The sequence below is a fragment of the Synechocystis sp. CACIAM 05 genome, from assembly GCF_010222815.1.
Taxonomy (GTDB): Bacteria; Cyanobacteriota; Cyanobacteriia; order Cyanobacteriales; family Microcystaceae; genus Synechocystis.
This window is the reverse complement of the sequence record NZ_CP019225.1, coordinates 145,247-160,524: the sequence shown is the minus strand read 5'-3', so window position 1 is coordinate 160,524 and position 15,278 is coordinate 145,247. Positions and strand designations below refer to the sequence as shown.

Genomic DNA, 15,278 nt, shown 5'->3' with positions numbered 1-15,278 from the left:
TTCCACCAGTTTTCTTTTCCATTTATTGAGCACACTTGGGTGGATTTTGTACTCCCATGATAACTCTGCTATACTTTTTGCCCCTTCTACTGCCTCCAAGGCTACTTTGGCCTTGAATTGGGGGCTATACTGCTTTTTCGTTTGGCTCATAAACTCTCCTTGGTTAGGGTTTTTAGTTTAGAGCTTTCTCCCCTGTCCAGTTTTTGGGGGCCACCTCAACCATAACTGATTCCGATCTACAGGAACTGAAAGACTTAATCAATGGGCTTGATAAAAAAATCGACGTTAATCAGGCTCGCATTGATGAAAGGTTAAATGCAATAGAATCCAACCTATCAGACCTCAAAAAACAGGCTGATAAACAGGACAACCGCTTATGGGTTCTCATTTCGGGGATGTTTATTGCACTTCTGGGGATTTTGACAAAGTTTGCATTTTTCCCCAACCCTTAGCCTTCTAAGAAGATATTCCCTCCTAAATCGCCACTACGGGAATGAGGACAACCAATCCCAACCCATAACGATGAGCTAAACGTAAACGGTCAATGATCATTGTTTCGAAATTTGGAAATTATGACGGTCATCACAGTTTACCTACAGAAATAAATCCCACCTCTGTCTTGGCATTTGCCATATCCCTTCAAGGATGTGGAAACATTCATTATCACATCCTTAATATAAGCTAACCCCCGGACAGTAAAGGTTCCAGCCCACCAAATCAGCGCAGCAGCAAGGCTAGGGGTAGAATTGCCAGGAAAGAGAATTATTCCCCCTTTAATTGTTTGCCCATGGCCATCGTTATCAATTACCGTTCTCCGATCGCCGTCCTTGGTGCCTGCTTATGTATCTCGGCGATCGCCCCTGTCCAAGCTATTCCCATTCAGCCTCCTCTGTTGGTGAGTCAGACTCAACTGTTACCACCGCCGCCCGCCAGTCCCAATCCAGTGCCGGACCCGAGTGCGCTGAGCTTCACCCCCAATGCCACTTCTTACCGGGTAATGGCCTTGATTACTTCCCCAGTAGAAGAACAACAGGTTAAAGCAGCCTATCCTGGCGCTTTTTTCACCAACTTCAATGGGCAACGGTTATTACAAATAGGTAGTTTTAGCGATCCTCTCAATGCTCAACAGGCGGCCTTAAGTCTGCAAAATTTAGGACTAGAAACGGTGATTAATCCCTAGGTTTGGCGATCGCCTATTACCAGTCAAAGGTTAATTTATGTACCAGCTAGTGATTATCGGGGCCAGTCCGGAGGGGCTAACGGCAGCCCATAGTTGCGTCGAGCAATATGCCACGGCCCGCATTGCCCTAGTCACCCAGGGTTGGGAACAGGGTTGGTCTGGCGATCGCCATGGGGACTTAGGGGAGGAAAACTTTTGGGAAGAGTTACGCTTGCTAGCAGCCCAAGGAGTTGATGTGGTGGTAGGGCAGGGAATTTTCTCACAATCATCAGGATTGCTATGTCAAACCCAGGAGCGGACCTTAGAGGGGGAAAGCTATCTACTCACCAGTGGCAAAGCCGATTCTAAAGATTCGAATGTCCTTGCCATTCCTGGTCCGAATTCGGATAAGGTAATGCCTCAAAGATGGGTCATCGTGGGGATACTGCCAGAAAATTTGGTTTTTGCCCAGAAGCTAACCAAACTGGGCCATGGAGTCACCATCCTGAGTCGGAATGGTTACCTATTACCAGGGGAAGACCGGGAAATGGCTAGCCTTCTGCAATGCTATTTGGCTAGTTTAGGCATTGAATTCTGGTTTAATTGTCGTGACTTATCTTCCCATTACAATCAAGACAAAAGCACCTACAGCATCCAGTTTAACCATGGTTCCGAGGAATCCAGCCATCACCTAACCGTGGATAATTTGCTCGCCATAGGGCGATCGCCAAAGTATGGAAATTTACTCGCTAATCTGCCGGAATTCAATCAAACATTGAAGGATAGTTCATACCTCAGCGTTAATGATCATTTGCAAACCGCCCATAGCCAAATTTATGCCTGTGGCGACTGGTTAAAGGGCTACCATTGCCCTGCCATTGCCCAGCAGGAGGCCAGGTATGTGGTCCACCAGGTTTTAGGAAAAAATACCACTCCAATTAACTACGGCCAAATCCCCTTTCCCATTGACCTAGACCCCCCTTGGTATCGTATCGGGGACCCCGCTTGCACAGACTACACCGAAAAAATCATCCGAGGCTTTGAACCCTACAGCGACCACTGTGACCTACGGGGGATGTATAAACTGGCATTGGACTCCCAAGACCGGATTATCAGCGCCCACTGGTTTGGGCAACGGGCCCGGGAAAGTATGAACCTATTACAACTGGCGATCGCCAAGGGCATTAGTTGGCAGGAATTAGAGTCATTGCCCCTATGGGAAAATTGCCAAATATTGTCAAACTTTGTACTAAGTTAGTGCTTATTATTAACATTCAACTTCTTAACCATCCAAAAGCTCGCCGCCAAACAGACAATGGCAAAGCCCAAAGCTAATAAATCCATGCCTTCATATTTGCCAAAATCAAAAATAATAATTTTCCTAGCCACCGCAATCATAGCTGTCACAATCACCAATTCCACTTGGATAACATTATCTTTCAGATAAACAGTGATATTTTCCAACAGTTCCAGGGCAATCAATATATTTAAAAATAAACCAAAAATCTCAATTAAACTCCGATTAAAAAAGCCAAAGGGCTCCGTCTGCAATTCGATAACTAGCACCTTAAATAGGTCGAATACCGCAACAAAAATCACTACCATCAGACAGATGGCTAATAACTTGGAAAGTATCTTCTCAAAACTACGCAAGAGTGACAAAAACAGTAAGTCTTGATCCTTAGATAATATTAATCTGATGTATCTGTGGATTGGTTTCATGAACGGGCGGCAATCAATAATAAAGGTATCGCCATATTTTATCGGCAATGATCAGCCAAATTTCGCCCAGTTTGCAATGATAATTATTTGCTAGGCGATCGCCGGAGGGTTGGGGAAGATTACAATGGGATCAATCCCATAGGAAGAGTGTTATCCGTTACCTGATCAATGTGCCATGAAAATTTACCTCGATTACAGTGCCACTACTCCGCCCCGGCAAGAGGTAAAGGCCGCCGTACAAAATTTTTTGGACCAAAGTTGGGGCAATCCCGCTAGTCTGCACCATTGGGGTAACCGGGCCGCCTTGGCCTTAGAAACCGCCCGCCTACAAGTGGCCCAACTGCTCAACGCTAGCCACCCCGACAGCATTGTTTTCACCTCCGGTGGCACCGAAGCCAACCATCTAGCCATATTTGGAGTCACCCGCAATTACCCCAGTCCCCAACATTTAATCATTTCCACGGTGGAACACTCGGCGATCGCCGAACCAGTGCGATGGCTAGAAAACCAAGGCTGGCAAGTAACTCGCTTAGGGGTGAATGCCCAGGGGCGGGTGAATCCGCTGGAACTAGAGCAAGCAATACAAAGCAATACAGTACTAATTTCCGTTATTTACGGCCAAAGCGAAGTAGGCACCCTCCAACCCATCGAAGAATTGGGTCGTATAGCTCGGCAACGACATATTCCCTTCCACACCGACGCAGTGCAGGTGGCGGGGCGCTGTCCAGTGGACGTTAAGCATTTACCAGTGGATCTGCTCTCCCTTTCCAGTCACAAACTTTATGGTATTCAGGGTGCTGGGGCTTTATACATTCATCCCGACCTGGCCATTGGCCCCCTACTCATGGGAGGAGGGCAGGAACAGGGTTTAAGATCCGGTACTCCTCCCCTGCCGGCCATTGTTGGTTTGGGGGTGGCCGCCGAGTTGGCCCAGCAAGAATTGACCGAGGAAATGACTAGGTTACAAACCCTGCGGGACCGTTGCTTTGACCTACTAGCCGATTGCGAATTTTTGACCCCCACTGGCGATCGCCTTTATCGGTTGCCCCATCACGTTAGCTTTGTTGTCCAATCCCGTCGCCATTGCACTGCGGGGCTGACCGGGAAACAGTTGGTGCGGGCTTTGAACCGGGAAGGTATTGCCATTAGTGCCGGGGCCGCCTGCAATTCCGGCAAACTTAATCCCAGCCCAGTTCTATTAGCGATGGGTTACCAGGAACAACAGGCCCTAGCGGGTATTCGTCTCACCTTTGGCCGGGAAACCACCATGGCGGATATTGAGACCACTGCCCGGACGATTAAACAAGTTTTTGCTCAACTCTGTCCCCAGTTGACCAGCATCCAAGGCTAAAAGTTAGGGGAATGGCTGGGCTAATTAGACTTTGATTGGACTAAGAAAAATAGTTACTGCCTCCGGCTTGGTAACTAGGTGCAAAGGCCAGTAAAAGGGGGAATTGCAACAGGGCTAAGTCAATTTGTTCCTCTGTTTCATCCACCAACACCAACGGCATTTGGCCATCGCCGACCAATCTTTCCGCCCGCTGGATCAAAGCATTGGCCGATTCAAACAAAACAATGCCCCGGTCTGGGCCAAAGTCACTGCGGGAAATACCCAAACAATCCTGTAAACCCCGTCGCCATTCCCCCAACCGTTCTGGGGTGGCCGCCAAAATTAACGCCCGACAACGATCGCCGTAGAGTTGATTCAAAATGGCGATCGCCGCTGAACCCACCAAAATATTTTGTAAACGACTGTCCAAACTGAGGATGGCTCCCCGACCACCCAGGGTAAAGAACCAATTTTCAATCCGTTCGGCGTGGACTGGCTCAAAGGTACGACGTAACTGCCAAGGGGGACCGTAATAATCAGGACGGGTGCGGTATTGCTCCAGCAAAGCTTGGATTTGTCGTTTTTGGCTACTAAAACCCTGCTCCGCAAAACTCACCACCGGCGTTGGGTCGGCATTTTCAATAATCGCATCCCCATGGGTGGAAGAAGACTCCCAACTGTCCCCTACCCCCAATTCCAATTGGTCGGCGGCAGAAACCAAATCCTGCAAACTCCCCACCAAATAATCCTTAAAGCCTTGCACCCGGATGGCTAACTCCTGGGAAGCCCCCGCAAACGTGGTACGCATTTCCTGTTGAATCCGTTCCTGACGCCGCTCTAACTTCTCAATTTCCTTTTCCAAGGCTACTTTTTTTTGTACCAATTCCCTGGTGCCTTCCTCCACTAACCGGGCCATTTCCCGCTGTAATTGCTGGAACTGCTGGCCATACCACTGGGCTTTTTCCCGTTCCAGAGCGACAATGTCCTTTTCCAGGGCGGTCTTTTGGGCGACCAAATCCTCTAAGGCTGGGGTTTCTGTTTCCGGTACAGTTTCGGCCACCACCACCGGAGTCATTTCTTCCACGGCCGCCACCATGGCATCCATAGGAGGTAAGTCCTCGGGCGGGGCCAGTTCCTCCGCCACTACTCCTTCTTCTCCCCCATCTTCCGTCGGTTCCTGGGCATCACCATCCTGGCCGATATCCGCTGGGGTCAGCCAAGCATCGGAGGTAGTTTCTTCGGGAAAATTGGGATTCAATTCTGGGGTCATTCCGCACGTAGGGACTGGAGGGGACAATGGCGCTCAAGACAAGCTTTGAGGGTGCCGGGGTCAAAGATAATCGGCAAAAAATGGATGCTCTTGACCTCTTTAAAATAAAACAAAATGGGAGCGGGTTCCCAAAAGATTCGCCAGTTTTGCCACTCTGTGTAAGGAAAAGAACGAATTAACTTGCTCCCACGGTACACTTCCAACGCGGTGGTCGTAAAGCTGAGTTTGATAATGGCGGTCTGCACCATTAAAAAAACACCAAACACGGCGATCGCCAGGCCGACCCACATCTGTAGAAAGAAAATCGGTATGGCTCCAAACAGCAGTACGAGGGGAATGACAAAGCTAGGTTCTAGGTCGGTGCGAGCTTCGCTCTGGATGGGGGTGCTGGCCATGGTTAATGGGCTTGGTGGTGAATGAAAATTGAATCTTTGTTTAGGTTGCCTAGGTTTAAGAGCCTGTTTTAAAAGCCCCCCTGGGCCCCCAAATTTGGGGAGAAACTGGGTGAAAGTCCCCCATTATTGCCGGAGCTTTAATGGGTCGATTTAGGGGGCGGAATAAAACTTTCCAAACATGTTCTAATTCTAAGGACAATGGCAAAAACACTGAACAAATGGGAATTTTTACTAGCTTTTAAGGGCGGAAAAAGTTTAAAAATTCTTACTTTGATATTCTTCCAACAGGGTCAGCAAACGGTTAACCATGGTGCTGGAAAGGGCATCCAGTAGGGAAATGTTCACTTTGCCCCCACCGATCGCCACGGACAAATCCTTCAGGGCACCTTCTACCCCGGCCCGGTTCAGTTCATCTTTCTCCAACAAGGGATAGACCCTTTCTGCCAGGGGAATATGCAAATGGGCTTCGGCCAAAAATAAATTCCACTTGGCCACGTCAATGGCAATTTGTTCACCAATGTCGGCGGCGAGGGCTTCAATCTCTGGGGTGGTTGAGGTCATGGAAAATTCGGAGGGCGATGGGGTTTATTGGGAAGGGTCAATCGGCCATGGCCGGCATTGAGCAATTAATTTCACCTTGCTACATTTCCCATGGTAGACCAGAACATCGAGAACCTGAAAGCAACGACGTTTTACCCAGGCACCTGTAATTTTGCCGGATCACCCTGGGTGAATTTGGTTCCATACCGTTGGCTCACCCCGGCGATCGCCGCTAGGAAAATCCAGCCCAAGACATTATTCCTCATATCAAAAATGGTAACGTCAAACAGGTTGTATAAACAAAGGGCGGCAAAGGCAATGCCATAGGACAGCAGTAATAAATGTTGGGACCGACGGCGAAAACCACCACCACGACTGAGGTGAATCAATAGCACCATGCCCTGGGCCAGAATGAAACCCACCGCCCCCAGCATTAACGCAGTGCCAACTAGCCCTGTTTCCCCCAACATCATTAGCACCAAGTTATGGGGATGGCCAATCCAAACGTTCATGGCGGCTTGGTATAGAGGGGTAAAATTCCTCAAACCCTGGCCAAAAATGGGTTGGTCCAGGAACATATCCCAGCTAAATTGCCATTGGGTGCTACGAAGAGCAGTCCGGTAACGGTCGGGGTAAAGTTCATCGGATAATCTGCCCCAAAAATATTTAGGTACTATCTGTCGCAATGGTTCTTTGCCAAAGGGCCCAAAGGATGCCCATAACACCATGGCGGTAGCCCCCCCCGCTAAGGCCACTAACCAATACCACCCCAGATAAATGGCGTAGGCAATGCCAATTAGTAACCCAATGCCCCACGCACTGCGGGATCCGGTCAACACTAAGGCGATCGCCTCTAGGATGCAAGCTACTAACAGGGCCCATACCAGGGGAGGAAGATTGAGACGGTTACCGGGGGCGGTGAAGTGCCAGCGACGGACGGATTGGATCAATAGCCCCAGGCTGAGGGGAAACACCATCAATAACCAAGCGGAAAATAGGTTGGCATACATTAATAGGGAAGACATTCTCCCTTCTGGTCTGCCCCCGGCCACTAAGTTAGTACCGATCGCCGCTAACCAATCGGGGGTGGCCCAGCCGCCATAAACTTGCCCAAAGCCGAGGATGACTAACACCACGGTATTCGCAGTTAACAGCCAAGCTAGGGTATTGAGTTGCTTAAATTGGCAAATTACTTGGCTAAAGGCGAGAAAAACAATGAAGTAGGGTACAAAGTTGGCCAGTCCCAACAGGGCTTCTCCCCGGTCATGGGCGGTGATGGTGGTCAGTAAAAACCATAGGGTCAGGGCGGCCCACACTTTGGCCAGGGGTAGGCTCGCTAATTTTTTGCCATGGAAAAACCAGGGGCTCAGGCTGGCAAACAGCAGTGGTAGTAACCCCGCTACGGCGTTGAAGGGCAGTAGGGTCAAGCCCCAGTAGACCGCTAGTTGTTCTTTCTTTAAGAGATGGGAAGGGATTTTCAACTGCAACTCCCAAAATTACCACTCCCCATATTATCCCCAGGCGATCGCCTTCCGCATTGACCATCCGTCCGATTGGCGATCGAGCTACTTGGCAACTTGGTGATGTTATCGATGTAGTGATTAAGATTTATGAGCCTTCGTAACCAGTGACTTCTATAGTCTCAGTTAAGCCTTTACTCGACTCTATAGTAATAGTACCTTTATAGGTAAAACCTTCATACGTTTCATCGATTACTTTTAGCTCAAGAGTAACAAGAAGAGATTGGGTTTCATTTGCCAATACTACTCTTTCATAGCTATCTCCATACCTAAAAACAGATGATAATGTTATTAGTTGACTATATACATCCATCACATAACAAGGTTTTTTCTCATCACAGTATTTATAGTTAGATGAAAATACAGTATTGCCACTCCCGTCTTGTAAGCTCATACCTGCCCCCATTTCAAGATACTCTTCAGGAATAGGATTAATACCAAACTGTCTCTCTTGAGAAAAAGTAGGTAAATTAGTGAATAAATTTAGAAATAAAATAGTTTTTGCTAAGATCAATAAAACTTTCTTCATAGCTAACTCCTCTGATTAAGCAAATTTGGCTGTGGCAATTATACAATTTGATGTTTAGATAGATATTGACTTACGGTGGTTAGGCTATCCATCTGGCACGATAAATTCCTTATAAAATTAGAGTTACAGCCGCTTTATGTGTATCAAAATGATTCAGAATCTGCCGTATCAAGTTTGTCATACATATTTAACATCATAAATTTTCCTTTTCAAATACTGGATGAGTTACTATAAAATTAGTCTAAGCTGAATTCTTCATGTTTTTTAACAAGATTCCAATATAAAGACAAACTGTTTTTACAATTTTCATATTCACTTTTTAAAATTGGAATTAAAAGTTTAAGTTGTAGCGGGAGCAAACCTCCGATTGCATATCGAGCAGAATCGCTCTCCCTACTATTAGTAACGCGCTCAATAAAATTAGTGTGTCCATATTCAATATATGGAGGGATTTTATGCTGAGCCAAATTTCTATAATCTTGAGTTCCCTTAATAAATTTTTCAGATGGAAGCTTCTTCAGACACTTCACAAGCTTACAGCTATCGTCCCATTTTTTAGACATTTTTTTCAACGTTTGTATATTAATTGCATCATGCAGAGTGGAATTTCCATTTTTATCTTTAATTTTAGGAATATAATCTACTGCTCCGTTTATGGCCACATCTGCCTGATTACATAAATGAATAGAAGAATATATTATTTTCTGCTGTATGGCGTGAGGCTGATGAAGACAATAATAAACCGGATACTTGATAAACTCCATCAATAAATTAAAACGATCTTTTTCCTCGGTATAACTTGAATAAACTTCATTCCAGATTATAATCTTATTTGTGGTTGATGAAAATTGATTAACCAAATTTAGTATTTCTCTTGTAAAATCTATTTCTAGAGAATCATACCAATAACCTATTTCTTTATTTCTTGTGTATAAAGCATAATCTTCCATTCTACAAAATTCAAATTCTTTTTCATGGCAAAAACCCCAGAATTTGTCGTATGCTTTTTTATATAGTTCCACTTCATTAGATAATTTTTTCACTACCATCATGAATTTCTTCCATTTAATTTAGGTAAAGAATTAACAATCTTGACCGTTTCCAAAATCACCCGTACGATACGTTCCACCAAGTCTACAACACAGCGGGGAGACGTCGACCAATTTTTAAATTTGATAATAAACACTAATTGAAAATGCTTATGTATGCCTAGGACGGGATTGTACCAGATTGTGGATCTACTTTGCCAAATCTGCTTAAACATTCTTAAACTACAAGGTCATAATGTCTGTAGTCTTAGAGAGATGGGTGCAAAATTAGTTTAGTCAAACCTTGGCTTAGTCTATGGTGCAGCGCTGTGAGCCTGAAAATTAGGATGTTTATAAAATTCGTCGGCAGAGTGATTTAGGGGTTGGTCATAAAACCAAATCGGACAATAGCCGCTGTGGTGGCCCCCATAATGGTGACAATCAATGCCCATATCTGAGCACTAGCTCGTCCTTTTAGATCTTTCGTATCTTCTTTGACGGTGGTAAGTTCTGTCTTAACTGTGGCCATATCCACCTTGATTTCAGTTAAATCAGCCTCTATGCGGTCTAGCCGTTGGTCTAATCGGTCGAATCGTTGTTCAAACTTAACCAGGATATCCTTTAATTCAGTTTCTATCGTTGCCATGGTTTGTACTTCCAGGGTGGCTAAAGATTCTTTTATTGTAAAGCAAGCTTCAAAACCAATATCGTACTTGTAAACTAATTAGACGGTCAAACATAGGCGATCGCCAGTGTGAAAGACGGGAAAATTAAGGCTCAACTTTGGCAATTTTTTGTAAACGATCGCCAACACGTTTAGCCTCGGTAAGTAAATCATTCCAGTCATCAGGAGGATGGCCATTTTCGAGCATTTTTCTAAAGACTTTATAGGCATCGGTGTTACTTTCATAGGCACGTTTTGAGTCTTCGTCATTAACCCAAGCGAGGAGAATGATTTTACTTTCTTGGTGGTAGCGAAAAAATAAACGATACTGCTGAAAAAATTTAGCCCTAAACCAGTGTTTATAATCATTTCCAAGGGTATTTCCCTGTCGATATTCATGGCGAGTAGGATCTTGAGGAATAACCTCAAACGCTAATTTGGCGATCGCCGCTAGACGCTTAGTAGCATTTTTCTTTTTATAATCTTTGGGATTCTTTTGGCGCAGTTGTTCGACTTGGGTCATAAGTTCTTCAACCTGCTCAAGAAATAGGGGATGGGCAAATATTTTCCACCCATTAATCAATAAAGGCTTATCTATTGGCAAATCTATTCATCCTCGTCCAGCAATGGCGCACCCAGATCTACATCAACGTCGGAGACTAGCGATTGCAGACGATCAACAAATTCAGAACTGACCGCTTGTATATGCTGAGGATTTTTATCCATATCCTGTGCCAAAAAATCCAAAAACTTCCCCAGCACTGGATCATTTTCTGCCTGTTCAGCCCTGGCAATCCATACTCTGCCATCGGCTTCGATGGTGTAGCAAATTTTATCTCGCTTATTCAACCCCAAGGCTTTGCGAACCGGATCAGGTACTGTGGTCTGATAGCGATCCGTCAGGGTAGATTCTGAACATGGGGATAATATTCCCGCCATAGTGGTTCCTCAGCCCGTAAAACTATACGCCGATGGTAATGCGACTGCATTGTCTTGTCAACGAATGTGGGGGTTTGTTCATTCCAAACGGCGATCGCGGCAGAAGGCAAGGGTGCTGTAGAGATGGAAAGCCCTATCCCAATTGGTATCTTCCCGTCGTAAAAAGGGAATGTGGGGCTCCACTGATTTGAGTAATTCTTGAAAATCTAGGGCCGTTTCCGCAAAAGCCTTGAACTCCTTCCAGACCGGCTTATCCGGTAAATTTGTTTGCCAAATGCGGCTGAGTTGTTGCCATCGTTGGTGGGCTGTGCCCTGTTGCCCATGGTTGGAAGCATCCCCATCTAGGTTAATACCCTGGTTAAATTCATAAATTTGGTCACAAAAACGGAGAATAATTTGCTGTTGCGGTAAATGTAAATCACAAATGTGAGCGTAATCTAAAATTTCCGTTTTGCGCTGGATTTTGCCCCGTACATTTACATCCACACATTCCTCAAAAATGGGTAATAAACCCTCCACCATTTGACTGGCATCTTGCCAACTAAAACTAAAAGTGCCTTCTTCTTCTCGACTAATGCGATAGGTAACGGTGACCTCTGGGGACAAACTTTCAATGTGGAAAATCGGGAAAACTTTCACCGCCAAAATGTCCGCCAACGCCACCGAAAAACTAGGAATCCCTGCGGCCTGACATTGCTGATGGTAATGGTTCAACTCTCCGATCGCCCCGGTGCGATAGAGCCGCCACGCCCGACTGGGTAACTGGAGCCGAGCGGTGTAGGGGTCCATGGCCATAATTTTGCCAAACTGTACTGCCTTGGTTTGCTTTTCCGCTGGGGGAAACGGTTCCAACACAAAAATTCCCACCGACTGGGCCTCTGGATCTGCCTTAGCCTCCTCAATGGCCGCCTGGTATTCCGCTTGGTGATGGGCTTGAATGCGACCCAGTCCCGCCCTAATTTTGGCCACTAGTTGGGGACTATGGCTAGTAGTCAACAATTGCCGAAATTTTTGCTCCGCCTCATCCAAATTCCCTTGGGCTTCCGCCAGCCGAGCTTGGTAATAGGCCGTCATAGGATTTTCCCAACTCTCCCCCTCCATCGCTGCCAACAGTTGCTCCGCTGTGGCCAGGTCTTGGCTGTCAATGGCATCGGCAATGGCTTTATACATAGGGAAAAGGGCCAAAAAAATTAGCTTTCCAACAGAGCATTGATCTGGGCTAGGGCCGCCGTGGGAGCCGTCACCGCCCGCAAAATGCGTTTACCAAGGGACACCGGCTGAAACCCCTTGGCGATCGCCAGGGAAATTTCGTCATCTGTCCATCCCCCTTCCGGGCCGGTAGCCAGGACAATTTGGGCTGGCAAATTACTCTGTTTCAAGTATGCCCCAAGCATAGAGCTATTTAAACGGGTCACACAGAGCAAGGCCAGGGTTTCTGGCCCGGTAGCTTCTTTCACAAATTGTCCAAACGTTAACGGGGCTGCCACCGGGGGTAACCATTGCCGCTCCGACTGTTCCGCCGCTTCCGTGACAATGCGTTGCCAGCGCTCAAGTTTATTTTGGCTGGGCTTTAATAGGGTACGTTCCGTCAACAAAGGTTGAAACGCTGTGGCTCCCAACTCCGTACAGGGACGAATAATTTCCTCAAAACCACTGCCCTTCGGCAAGGCGATCGCCAAAGTGACGGGTAGAGGTAATTCATTCTGTTCGCTTACCGTTGCTAATAATTGGGCTGTGCCATCATCCAAATCATTTAACTGGGCCCGCCATACCCCGCCGCCGCCGTCCAACACGATAAAGCCATCGCCCTTTTGCAGTCGTAATACCCGTTGCAGATAGTGGAGTTGGCCCGTGGTTAGGGTAACAGTAGCCTCGATAATTTGCTCTGGGGCAACAACCAAACGGTAGGCCATAACAAAAATAGTTGAAGAATCTTTCCTGGACGGGTAGAGAAAGGATTGACGGAGTTAAGTTAGTTGAAACAGGGATGGGGGATAGGACAAATTGTACAATGGGCTTCTGGCATTGCCCCGGCAGGGTAGTAAACCAAGCATTGATTAAAATTTTATGGCTTTTCGACCCCGCAAACGCTTTGGCCAACATTGGCTAAACCATGAACCAACTTTACAGGCCATTGTGGCGGCCGCAGATATTCAGTCCGGCGCACTGCAAAGCGGCTCCCAGGGCGATCGCCTGCTGGAAATTGGTCCTGGCATGGGGGTTTTAACTAAACAGCTATTGGCTACAGGGAATCCGGTGGTGGCGGTGGAGCTAGACCGGGATTTATGCCTTAAACTACGGAAAAAATTAGGGCAACGGGAAAATTTTCTGCTCCTCGAAGGGGATGTATTAAAACTAGATTTAAACGCTTTACTACAGGATTTTTCCCAATTTTCACCCCTCAATAAAGTAGTCGCTAATATTCCCTATAACATCACCAGTCCGATTTTGGAACTACTGTTGGGTACCATCCAAAAACCGAGGGTACCAGGCTTTGAAACCATTGTTTTATTGGTGCAAAAAGAAATTGCCGAACGGTTAACGGCCCAACCCAGCACCAAAGCCTACGGTGCCCTATCGGTACGGATGCAATACCTAGCCAGGGTGGATTGGATTGTGGATGTCCCCCCCAAAGCTTTTACGCCACCCCCCAAAGTGGATTCTGCTGTCATTCGTTTAACCCCTTACCCCGTGGAGCAACTACCAGGAGATCGTCGCTTACTGGATCAACTTCTCCGCTTAGGATTCGCCAATCGCCGTAAAATGTTACGCAATAACCTCAAGGGATTAATTGTCCCGGAACAGTTGACTACTTTATTGGAGCAGTTAACTTTGCCTGGTACTGCCCGGGCGGAAGACCTAAGCCTAAAACAATGGTTAGAGTTAACTAATTTGTTTCCCCTCTTTTGTCTCCAATCTGATATTGATTAAAGTTACACTTGAACAAATAGAGAGCTAGCAGAAATCGACGATTTGGATAGATTTTGGATATTTTTTCATATATTTTAAATATTCTTTTGTTCTAAATCAGAAGCTATAGTAAATACCATGATCAATCTTCAAGGAAAACAGTATTTATGGCTAACCAAAATCAGGAAGATAAATTAAAAGAGGCCGCTGGGTTTGCCGCTGGTGGCGGGGCACTCGGCGCTGGTCTCGCTGGCATTGTCGGCAACATGGGATTGGCTGGTGCGTTTGGTGGAATTGCGATTGGTGCAGCTCCAGTGATTGGGGCCGGTGTGGTCGCTGGACTTGCTGCTTATGGGATTAAAAAAGTTATTGACTAACTAAAAAGTCTCTCAAAACTCAACATTATCTGATTCAAATTAGCTTTTGAGGTACTCACCATGGATGATGCAAAAATTATTGGCAGTATTGCCGCAAGTGCAGCAGGTAGTGTTGGAGCCGGATCAATCACGGTTGCAACAGTTACTTCCTCAGCCCCAGGGCTGTTGGGTGTGATTGGACTTACAACAACGACAACAGTTGCGTTACCTGTTGCGGGCATTGTTGCAGGAGCCGGTCTAGCTGCTTATGGTGCGATTAAAGTTATTAAATGGCTAAACGATTAATCTAAGTTGAAACAGGAGAAGAATAAATTTATTTTTCTCCACAGTCCTTCCTTTGTGTGAAAATTGTAACTCCTAAATTTTGGTAACAGCGTTTAATCATAAATTGATGAACTCAATAAACCGAAGAATCTATTTTTTTATCATCATTACAATTATCATCTATGAATATCAACAGAGAAACAGCAGAGAAACTAATTGAGGCTTCTGCATGGTGGCTAACTCATTCTTCAGGTAGTCCAGTAAGAGCACCAAAACATTCTAAAAGGATTTACAGATCAAATCGCTATGGATGGGCAATTGATTTTGGGGCAAATACATTCCTCATTGAACATGCAATTAAACAATGCGTTAGATTATTGACGATTAAGAATTATTCAGTATTCGATAAAAGAGATTGTGTTGAAGAAATGAGAAAGAAAATAAGAAATTCTGTTTTAAATTGTAATGGTGATTTATATGATCAATATCCATTAGACGGTAACGATATGGTCTTTGGAGCACAGTCAATTGATCTAAAAGATTGTGTTAGCTTTATTCTCAATGATCTTAATTTAAGAACCGGAAATCTCAATGACTAAGTATTGCTAAATTGTAAAATTTTAGGTTTTAT

Annotated in this window: 20 protein-coding genes and 1 pseudogene; 8 read left to right on the top strand and 13 right to left on the bottom strand. The window is 45.8% G+C overall.

Translation table 11 applies throughout. From position 1 onward, the window contains the following. On the bottom strand, nucleotides 1-150 hold a 150-nt coding region (locus tag BWK47_RS17360; protein ID WP_162329564.1), incomplete at its 3' end, for a transposase. Between the two features lie 53 nt (nucleotides 151-203). Here BWK47_RS17360 and BWK47_RS00775 point away from each other — a divergent pair. From BWK47_RS00775 to BWK47_RS00765, 3 genes are all read left to right on the top strand, one after another. Next, the gene (locus tag BWK47_RS00775; protein WP_162327196.1) at nucleotides 204-452 is read left to right on the top strand and encodes a hypothetical protein; all 249 of its coding nucleotides are present in this window, start codon (nucleotides 204-206) and stop codon (nucleotides 450-452) included. 335 nt (nucleotides 453-787) lie between these two features. After that, complete coding sequence (locus BWK47_RS00770; protein WP_010871309.1) at nucleotides 788-1,180, top strand: hypothetical protein; 393 nt, start codon at nucleotides 788-790, stop codon at nucleotides 1,178-1,180. Between the two features lie 37 nt (nucleotides 1,181-1,217). Beyond that, nucleotides 1,218-2,417 (top strand): FAD-dependent oxidoreductase, encoded by a 1,200-nt coding sequence (locus BWK47_RS00765; RefSeq protein ID WP_162327195.1) that lies wholly within the window; start codon nucleotides 1,218-1,220, stop codon nucleotides 2,415-2,417. On the opposite strand, the gene BWK47_RS00760 is transcribed toward BWK47_RS00765, so the two are convergent. Further along, nucleotides 2,414-2,881, bottom strand: coding sequence for a phosphate-starvation-inducible PsiE family protein (locus BWK47_RS00760; RefSeq protein ID WP_162327194.1), 468 nt, complete (start codon nucleotides 2,879-2,881; stop codon nucleotides 2,414-2,416). The two genes, BWK47_RS00765 and BWK47_RS00760, sit on opposite strands and share 4 nt — an antisense overlap. Nucleotides 2,882-3,056: 175 nt before the next feature. On the opposite strand from BWK47_RS00760, the gene BWK47_RS00755 reads away from it, so the two are divergent. After that, complete coding sequence (locus BWK47_RS00755) at nucleotides 3,057-4,232, top strand: cysteine desulfurase family protein (protein WP_162327193.1); 1,176 nt, start codon at nucleotides 3,057-3,059, stop codon at nucleotides 4,230-4,232. A gap of 40 nt (nucleotides 4,233-4,272) precedes the next feature. Here the strand turns inward: BWK47_RS00755 and BWK47_RS00750 are convergent, their stop codons facing one another. From BWK47_RS00750 to BWK47_RS00700, 11 genes and pseudogenes are all read right to left on the bottom strand, one after another. Then, nucleotides 4,273-5,481, bottom strand: a complete 1,209-nt coding sequence (locus tag BWK47_RS00750; protein WP_162327192.1) for a DUF3086 domain-containing protein — start codon at nucleotides 5,479-5,481, stop codon at nucleotides 4,273-4,275. Then, complete coding sequence (locus BWK47_RS00745) at nucleotides 5,478-5,876, bottom strand: DUF3119 family protein (RefSeq protein ID WP_162327191.1); 399 nt, start codon at nucleotides 5,874-5,876, stop codon at nucleotides 5,478-5,480. The genes BWK47_RS00750 and BWK47_RS00745 overlap by 4 nt, the downstream gene beginning before the upstream one ends. Before the next feature lie 255 nt (nucleotides 5,877-6,131). Further along, nucleotides 6,132-6,437: a DUF3181 family protein gene (locus BWK47_RS00740; RefSeq protein ID WP_162327190.1), complete on the bottom strand. Its 306-nt coding sequence runs from the start codon at nucleotides 6,435-6,437 to the stop codon at nucleotides 6,132-6,134. A gap of 131 nt (nucleotides 6,438-6,568) precedes the next feature. Continuing rightward, nucleotides 6,569-7,897 carry an O-antigen ligase family protein gene (locus BWK47_RS00735; RefSeq protein WP_237269725.1) on the bottom strand — a complete coding sequence of 443 codons (1,329 nt, stop codon included), beginning with the start codon at nucleotides 7,895-7,897 and terminating at the stop codon, nucleotides 6,569-6,571. A gap of 127 nt (nucleotides 7,898-8,024) precedes the next feature. Next, a complete protein-coding gene (locus BWK47_RS00730; RefSeq protein ID WP_162327189.1) occupies nucleotides 8,025-8,465 on the bottom strand; it encodes a hypothetical protein in 441 nt (146 codons plus the stop codon). 236 nt (nucleotides 8,466-8,701) lie between these two features. Then, nucleotides 8,702-9,517 (bottom strand): hypothetical protein, encoded by an 816-nt coding sequence (locus BWK47_RS00725; protein ID WP_162327188.1) that lies wholly within the window; start codon nucleotides 9,515-9,517, stop codon nucleotides 8,702-8,704. A 352-nt stretch (nucleotides 9,518-9,869) separates the two neighbouring features. Further along, entirely contained in the window at nucleotides 9,870-10,139 is a 270-nt protein-coding gene (locus tag BWK47_RS00720) for a hypothetical protein (RefSeq protein WP_162327187.1), read from the bottom strand. Nucleotides 10,140-10,263: 124 nt separating this feature from the next. Next, complete coding sequence (locus BWK47_RS00715) at nucleotides 10,264-10,722, bottom strand: type II toxin-antitoxin system YhaV family toxin (RefSeq protein ID WP_336235111.1); 459 nt, start codon at nucleotides 10,720-10,722, stop codon at nucleotides 10,264-10,266. A 41-nt stretch (nucleotides 10,723-10,763) separates the two neighbouring features. Next, the gene (locus BWK47_RS00710) at nucleotides 10,764-11,096 is read right to left on the bottom strand and encodes a type II toxin-antitoxin system PrlF family antitoxin (protein ID WP_162327185.1); all 333 of its coding nucleotides are present in this window, start codon (nucleotides 11,094-11,096) and stop codon (nucleotides 10,764-10,766) included. A gap of 78 nt (nucleotides 11,097-11,174) precedes the next feature. Further along, nucleotides 11,175-12,266, bottom strand: coding sequence for a tetratricopeptide repeat protein (locus BWK47_RS00705; RefSeq protein WP_162329562.1), 1,092 nt, complete (start codon nucleotides 12,264-12,266; stop codon nucleotides 11,175-11,177). Between the two features lie 20 nt (nucleotides 12,267-12,286). After that, nucleotides 12,287-13,199: pseudogene (locus BWK47_RS00700) on the bottom strand (16S rRNA (uracil(1498)-N(3))-methyltransferase). Here BWK47_RS00700 and rsmA point away from each other — a divergent pair. The 4 genes from rsmA to BWK47_RS00680 all read left to right on the top strand — a co-directional run bounded on the left by rsmA (nucleotide 13,164) and on the right by BWK47_RS00680 (nucleotide 15,246). Further along, complete coding sequence (rsmA, locus tag BWK47_RS00695) at nucleotides 13,164-14,027, top strand: 16S rRNA (adenine(1518)-N(6)/adenine(1519)-N(6))-dimethyltransferase RsmA (protein ID WP_162327184.1); 864 nt, start codon at nucleotides 13,164-13,166, stop codon at nucleotides 14,025-14,027. The pseudogene BWK47_RS00700 and the gene rsmA sit on opposite strands and share 36 nt — an antisense overlap. A 146-nt stretch (nucleotides 14,028-14,173) precedes the next feature. Beyond that, complete coding sequence (locus BWK47_RS00690) at nucleotides 14,174-14,383, top strand: hypothetical protein (protein ID WP_162327183.1); 210 nt, start codon at nucleotides 14,174-14,176, stop codon at nucleotides 14,381-14,383. Between the two features lie 60 nt (nucleotides 14,384-14,443). Then, complete coding sequence (locus BWK47_RS00685; RefSeq protein ID WP_162327182.1) at nucleotides 14,444-14,668, top strand: hypothetical protein; 225 nt, start codon at nucleotides 14,444-14,446, stop codon at nucleotides 14,666-14,668. Nucleotides 14,669-14,829: 161 nt separating this feature from the next. After that, on the top strand, nucleotides 14,830-15,246 hold the full coding sequence (locus tag BWK47_RS00680; RefSeq protein WP_162327181.1) for a hypothetical protein: 417 nt from the start codon (nucleotides 14,830-14,832) through the stop codon (nucleotides 15,244-15,246). Nucleotides 15,247-15,278: the final 32 nt, after the last annotated feature.

Coding starts and splice junctions, on each gene's coding strand:
- BWK47_RS00770 (WP_010871309.1), top strand. CDS start 788: ATGGCCATCGTTATCAATTACCGTTCTCCGATCGCCGTCCTTGGTGCC.
- BWK47_RS00765 (WP_162327195.1), top strand. CDS start 1,218: ATGTACCAGCTAGTGATTATCGGGGCCAGTCCGGAGGGGCTAACGGCA.
- BWK47_RS00760 (WP_162327194.1), bottom strand. CDS start 2,881: ATGAAACCAATCCACAGATACATCAGATTAATATTATCTAAGGATCAA.
- BWK47_RS00755 (WP_162327193.1), top strand. CDS start 3,057: ATGAAAATTTACCTCGATTACAGTGCCACTACTCCGCCCCGGCAAGAG.
- BWK47_RS00750 (WP_162327192.1), bottom strand. CDS start 5,481: ATGACCCCAGAATTGAATCCCAATTTTCCCGAAGAAACTACCTCCGAT.
- BWK47_RS00745 (WP_162327191.1), bottom strand. CDS start 5,876: ATGGCCAGCACCCCCATCCAGAGCGAAGCTCGCACCGACCTAGAACCT.
- BWK47_RS00740 (WP_162327190.1), bottom strand. CDS start 6,437: ATGACCTCAACCACCCCAGAGATTGAAGCCCTCGCCGCCGACATTGGT.
- BWK47_RS00730 (WP_162327189.1), bottom strand. CDS start 8,465: ATGAAGAAAGTTTTATTGATCTTAGCAAAAACTATTTTATTTCTAAAT.
- BWK47_RS00725 (WP_162327188.1), bottom strand. CDS start 9,517: ATGATGGTAGTGAAAAAATTATCTAATGAAGTGGAACTATATAAAAAA.
- BWK47_RS00720 (WP_162327187.1), bottom strand. CDS start 10,139: ATGGCAACGATAGAAACTGAATTAAAGGATATCCTGGTTAAGTTTGAA.
- BWK47_RS00710 (WP_162327185.1), bottom strand. CDS start 11,096: ATGGCGGGAATATTATCCCCATGTTCAGAATCTACCCTGACGGATCGC.
- BWK47_RS00705 (WP_162329562.1), bottom strand. CDS start 12,266: ATGTATAAAGCCATTGCCGATGCCATTGACAGCCAAGACCTGGCCACA.
- rsmA (WP_162327184.1), top strand. CDS start 13,164: ATGGCTTTTCGACCCCGCAAACGCTTTGGCCAACATTGGCTAAACCAT.
- BWK47_RS00690 (WP_162327183.1), top strand. CDS start 14,174: ATGGCTAACCAAAATCAGGAAGATAAATTAAAAGAGGCCGCTGGGTTT.
- BWK47_RS00685 (WP_162327182.1), top strand. CDS start 14,444: ATGGATGATGCAAAAATTATTGGCAGTATTGCCGCAAGTGCAGCAGGT.
- BWK47_RS00680 (WP_162327181.1), top strand. CDS start 14,830: ATGAATATCAACAGAGAAACAGCAGAGAAACTAATTGAGGCTTCTGCA.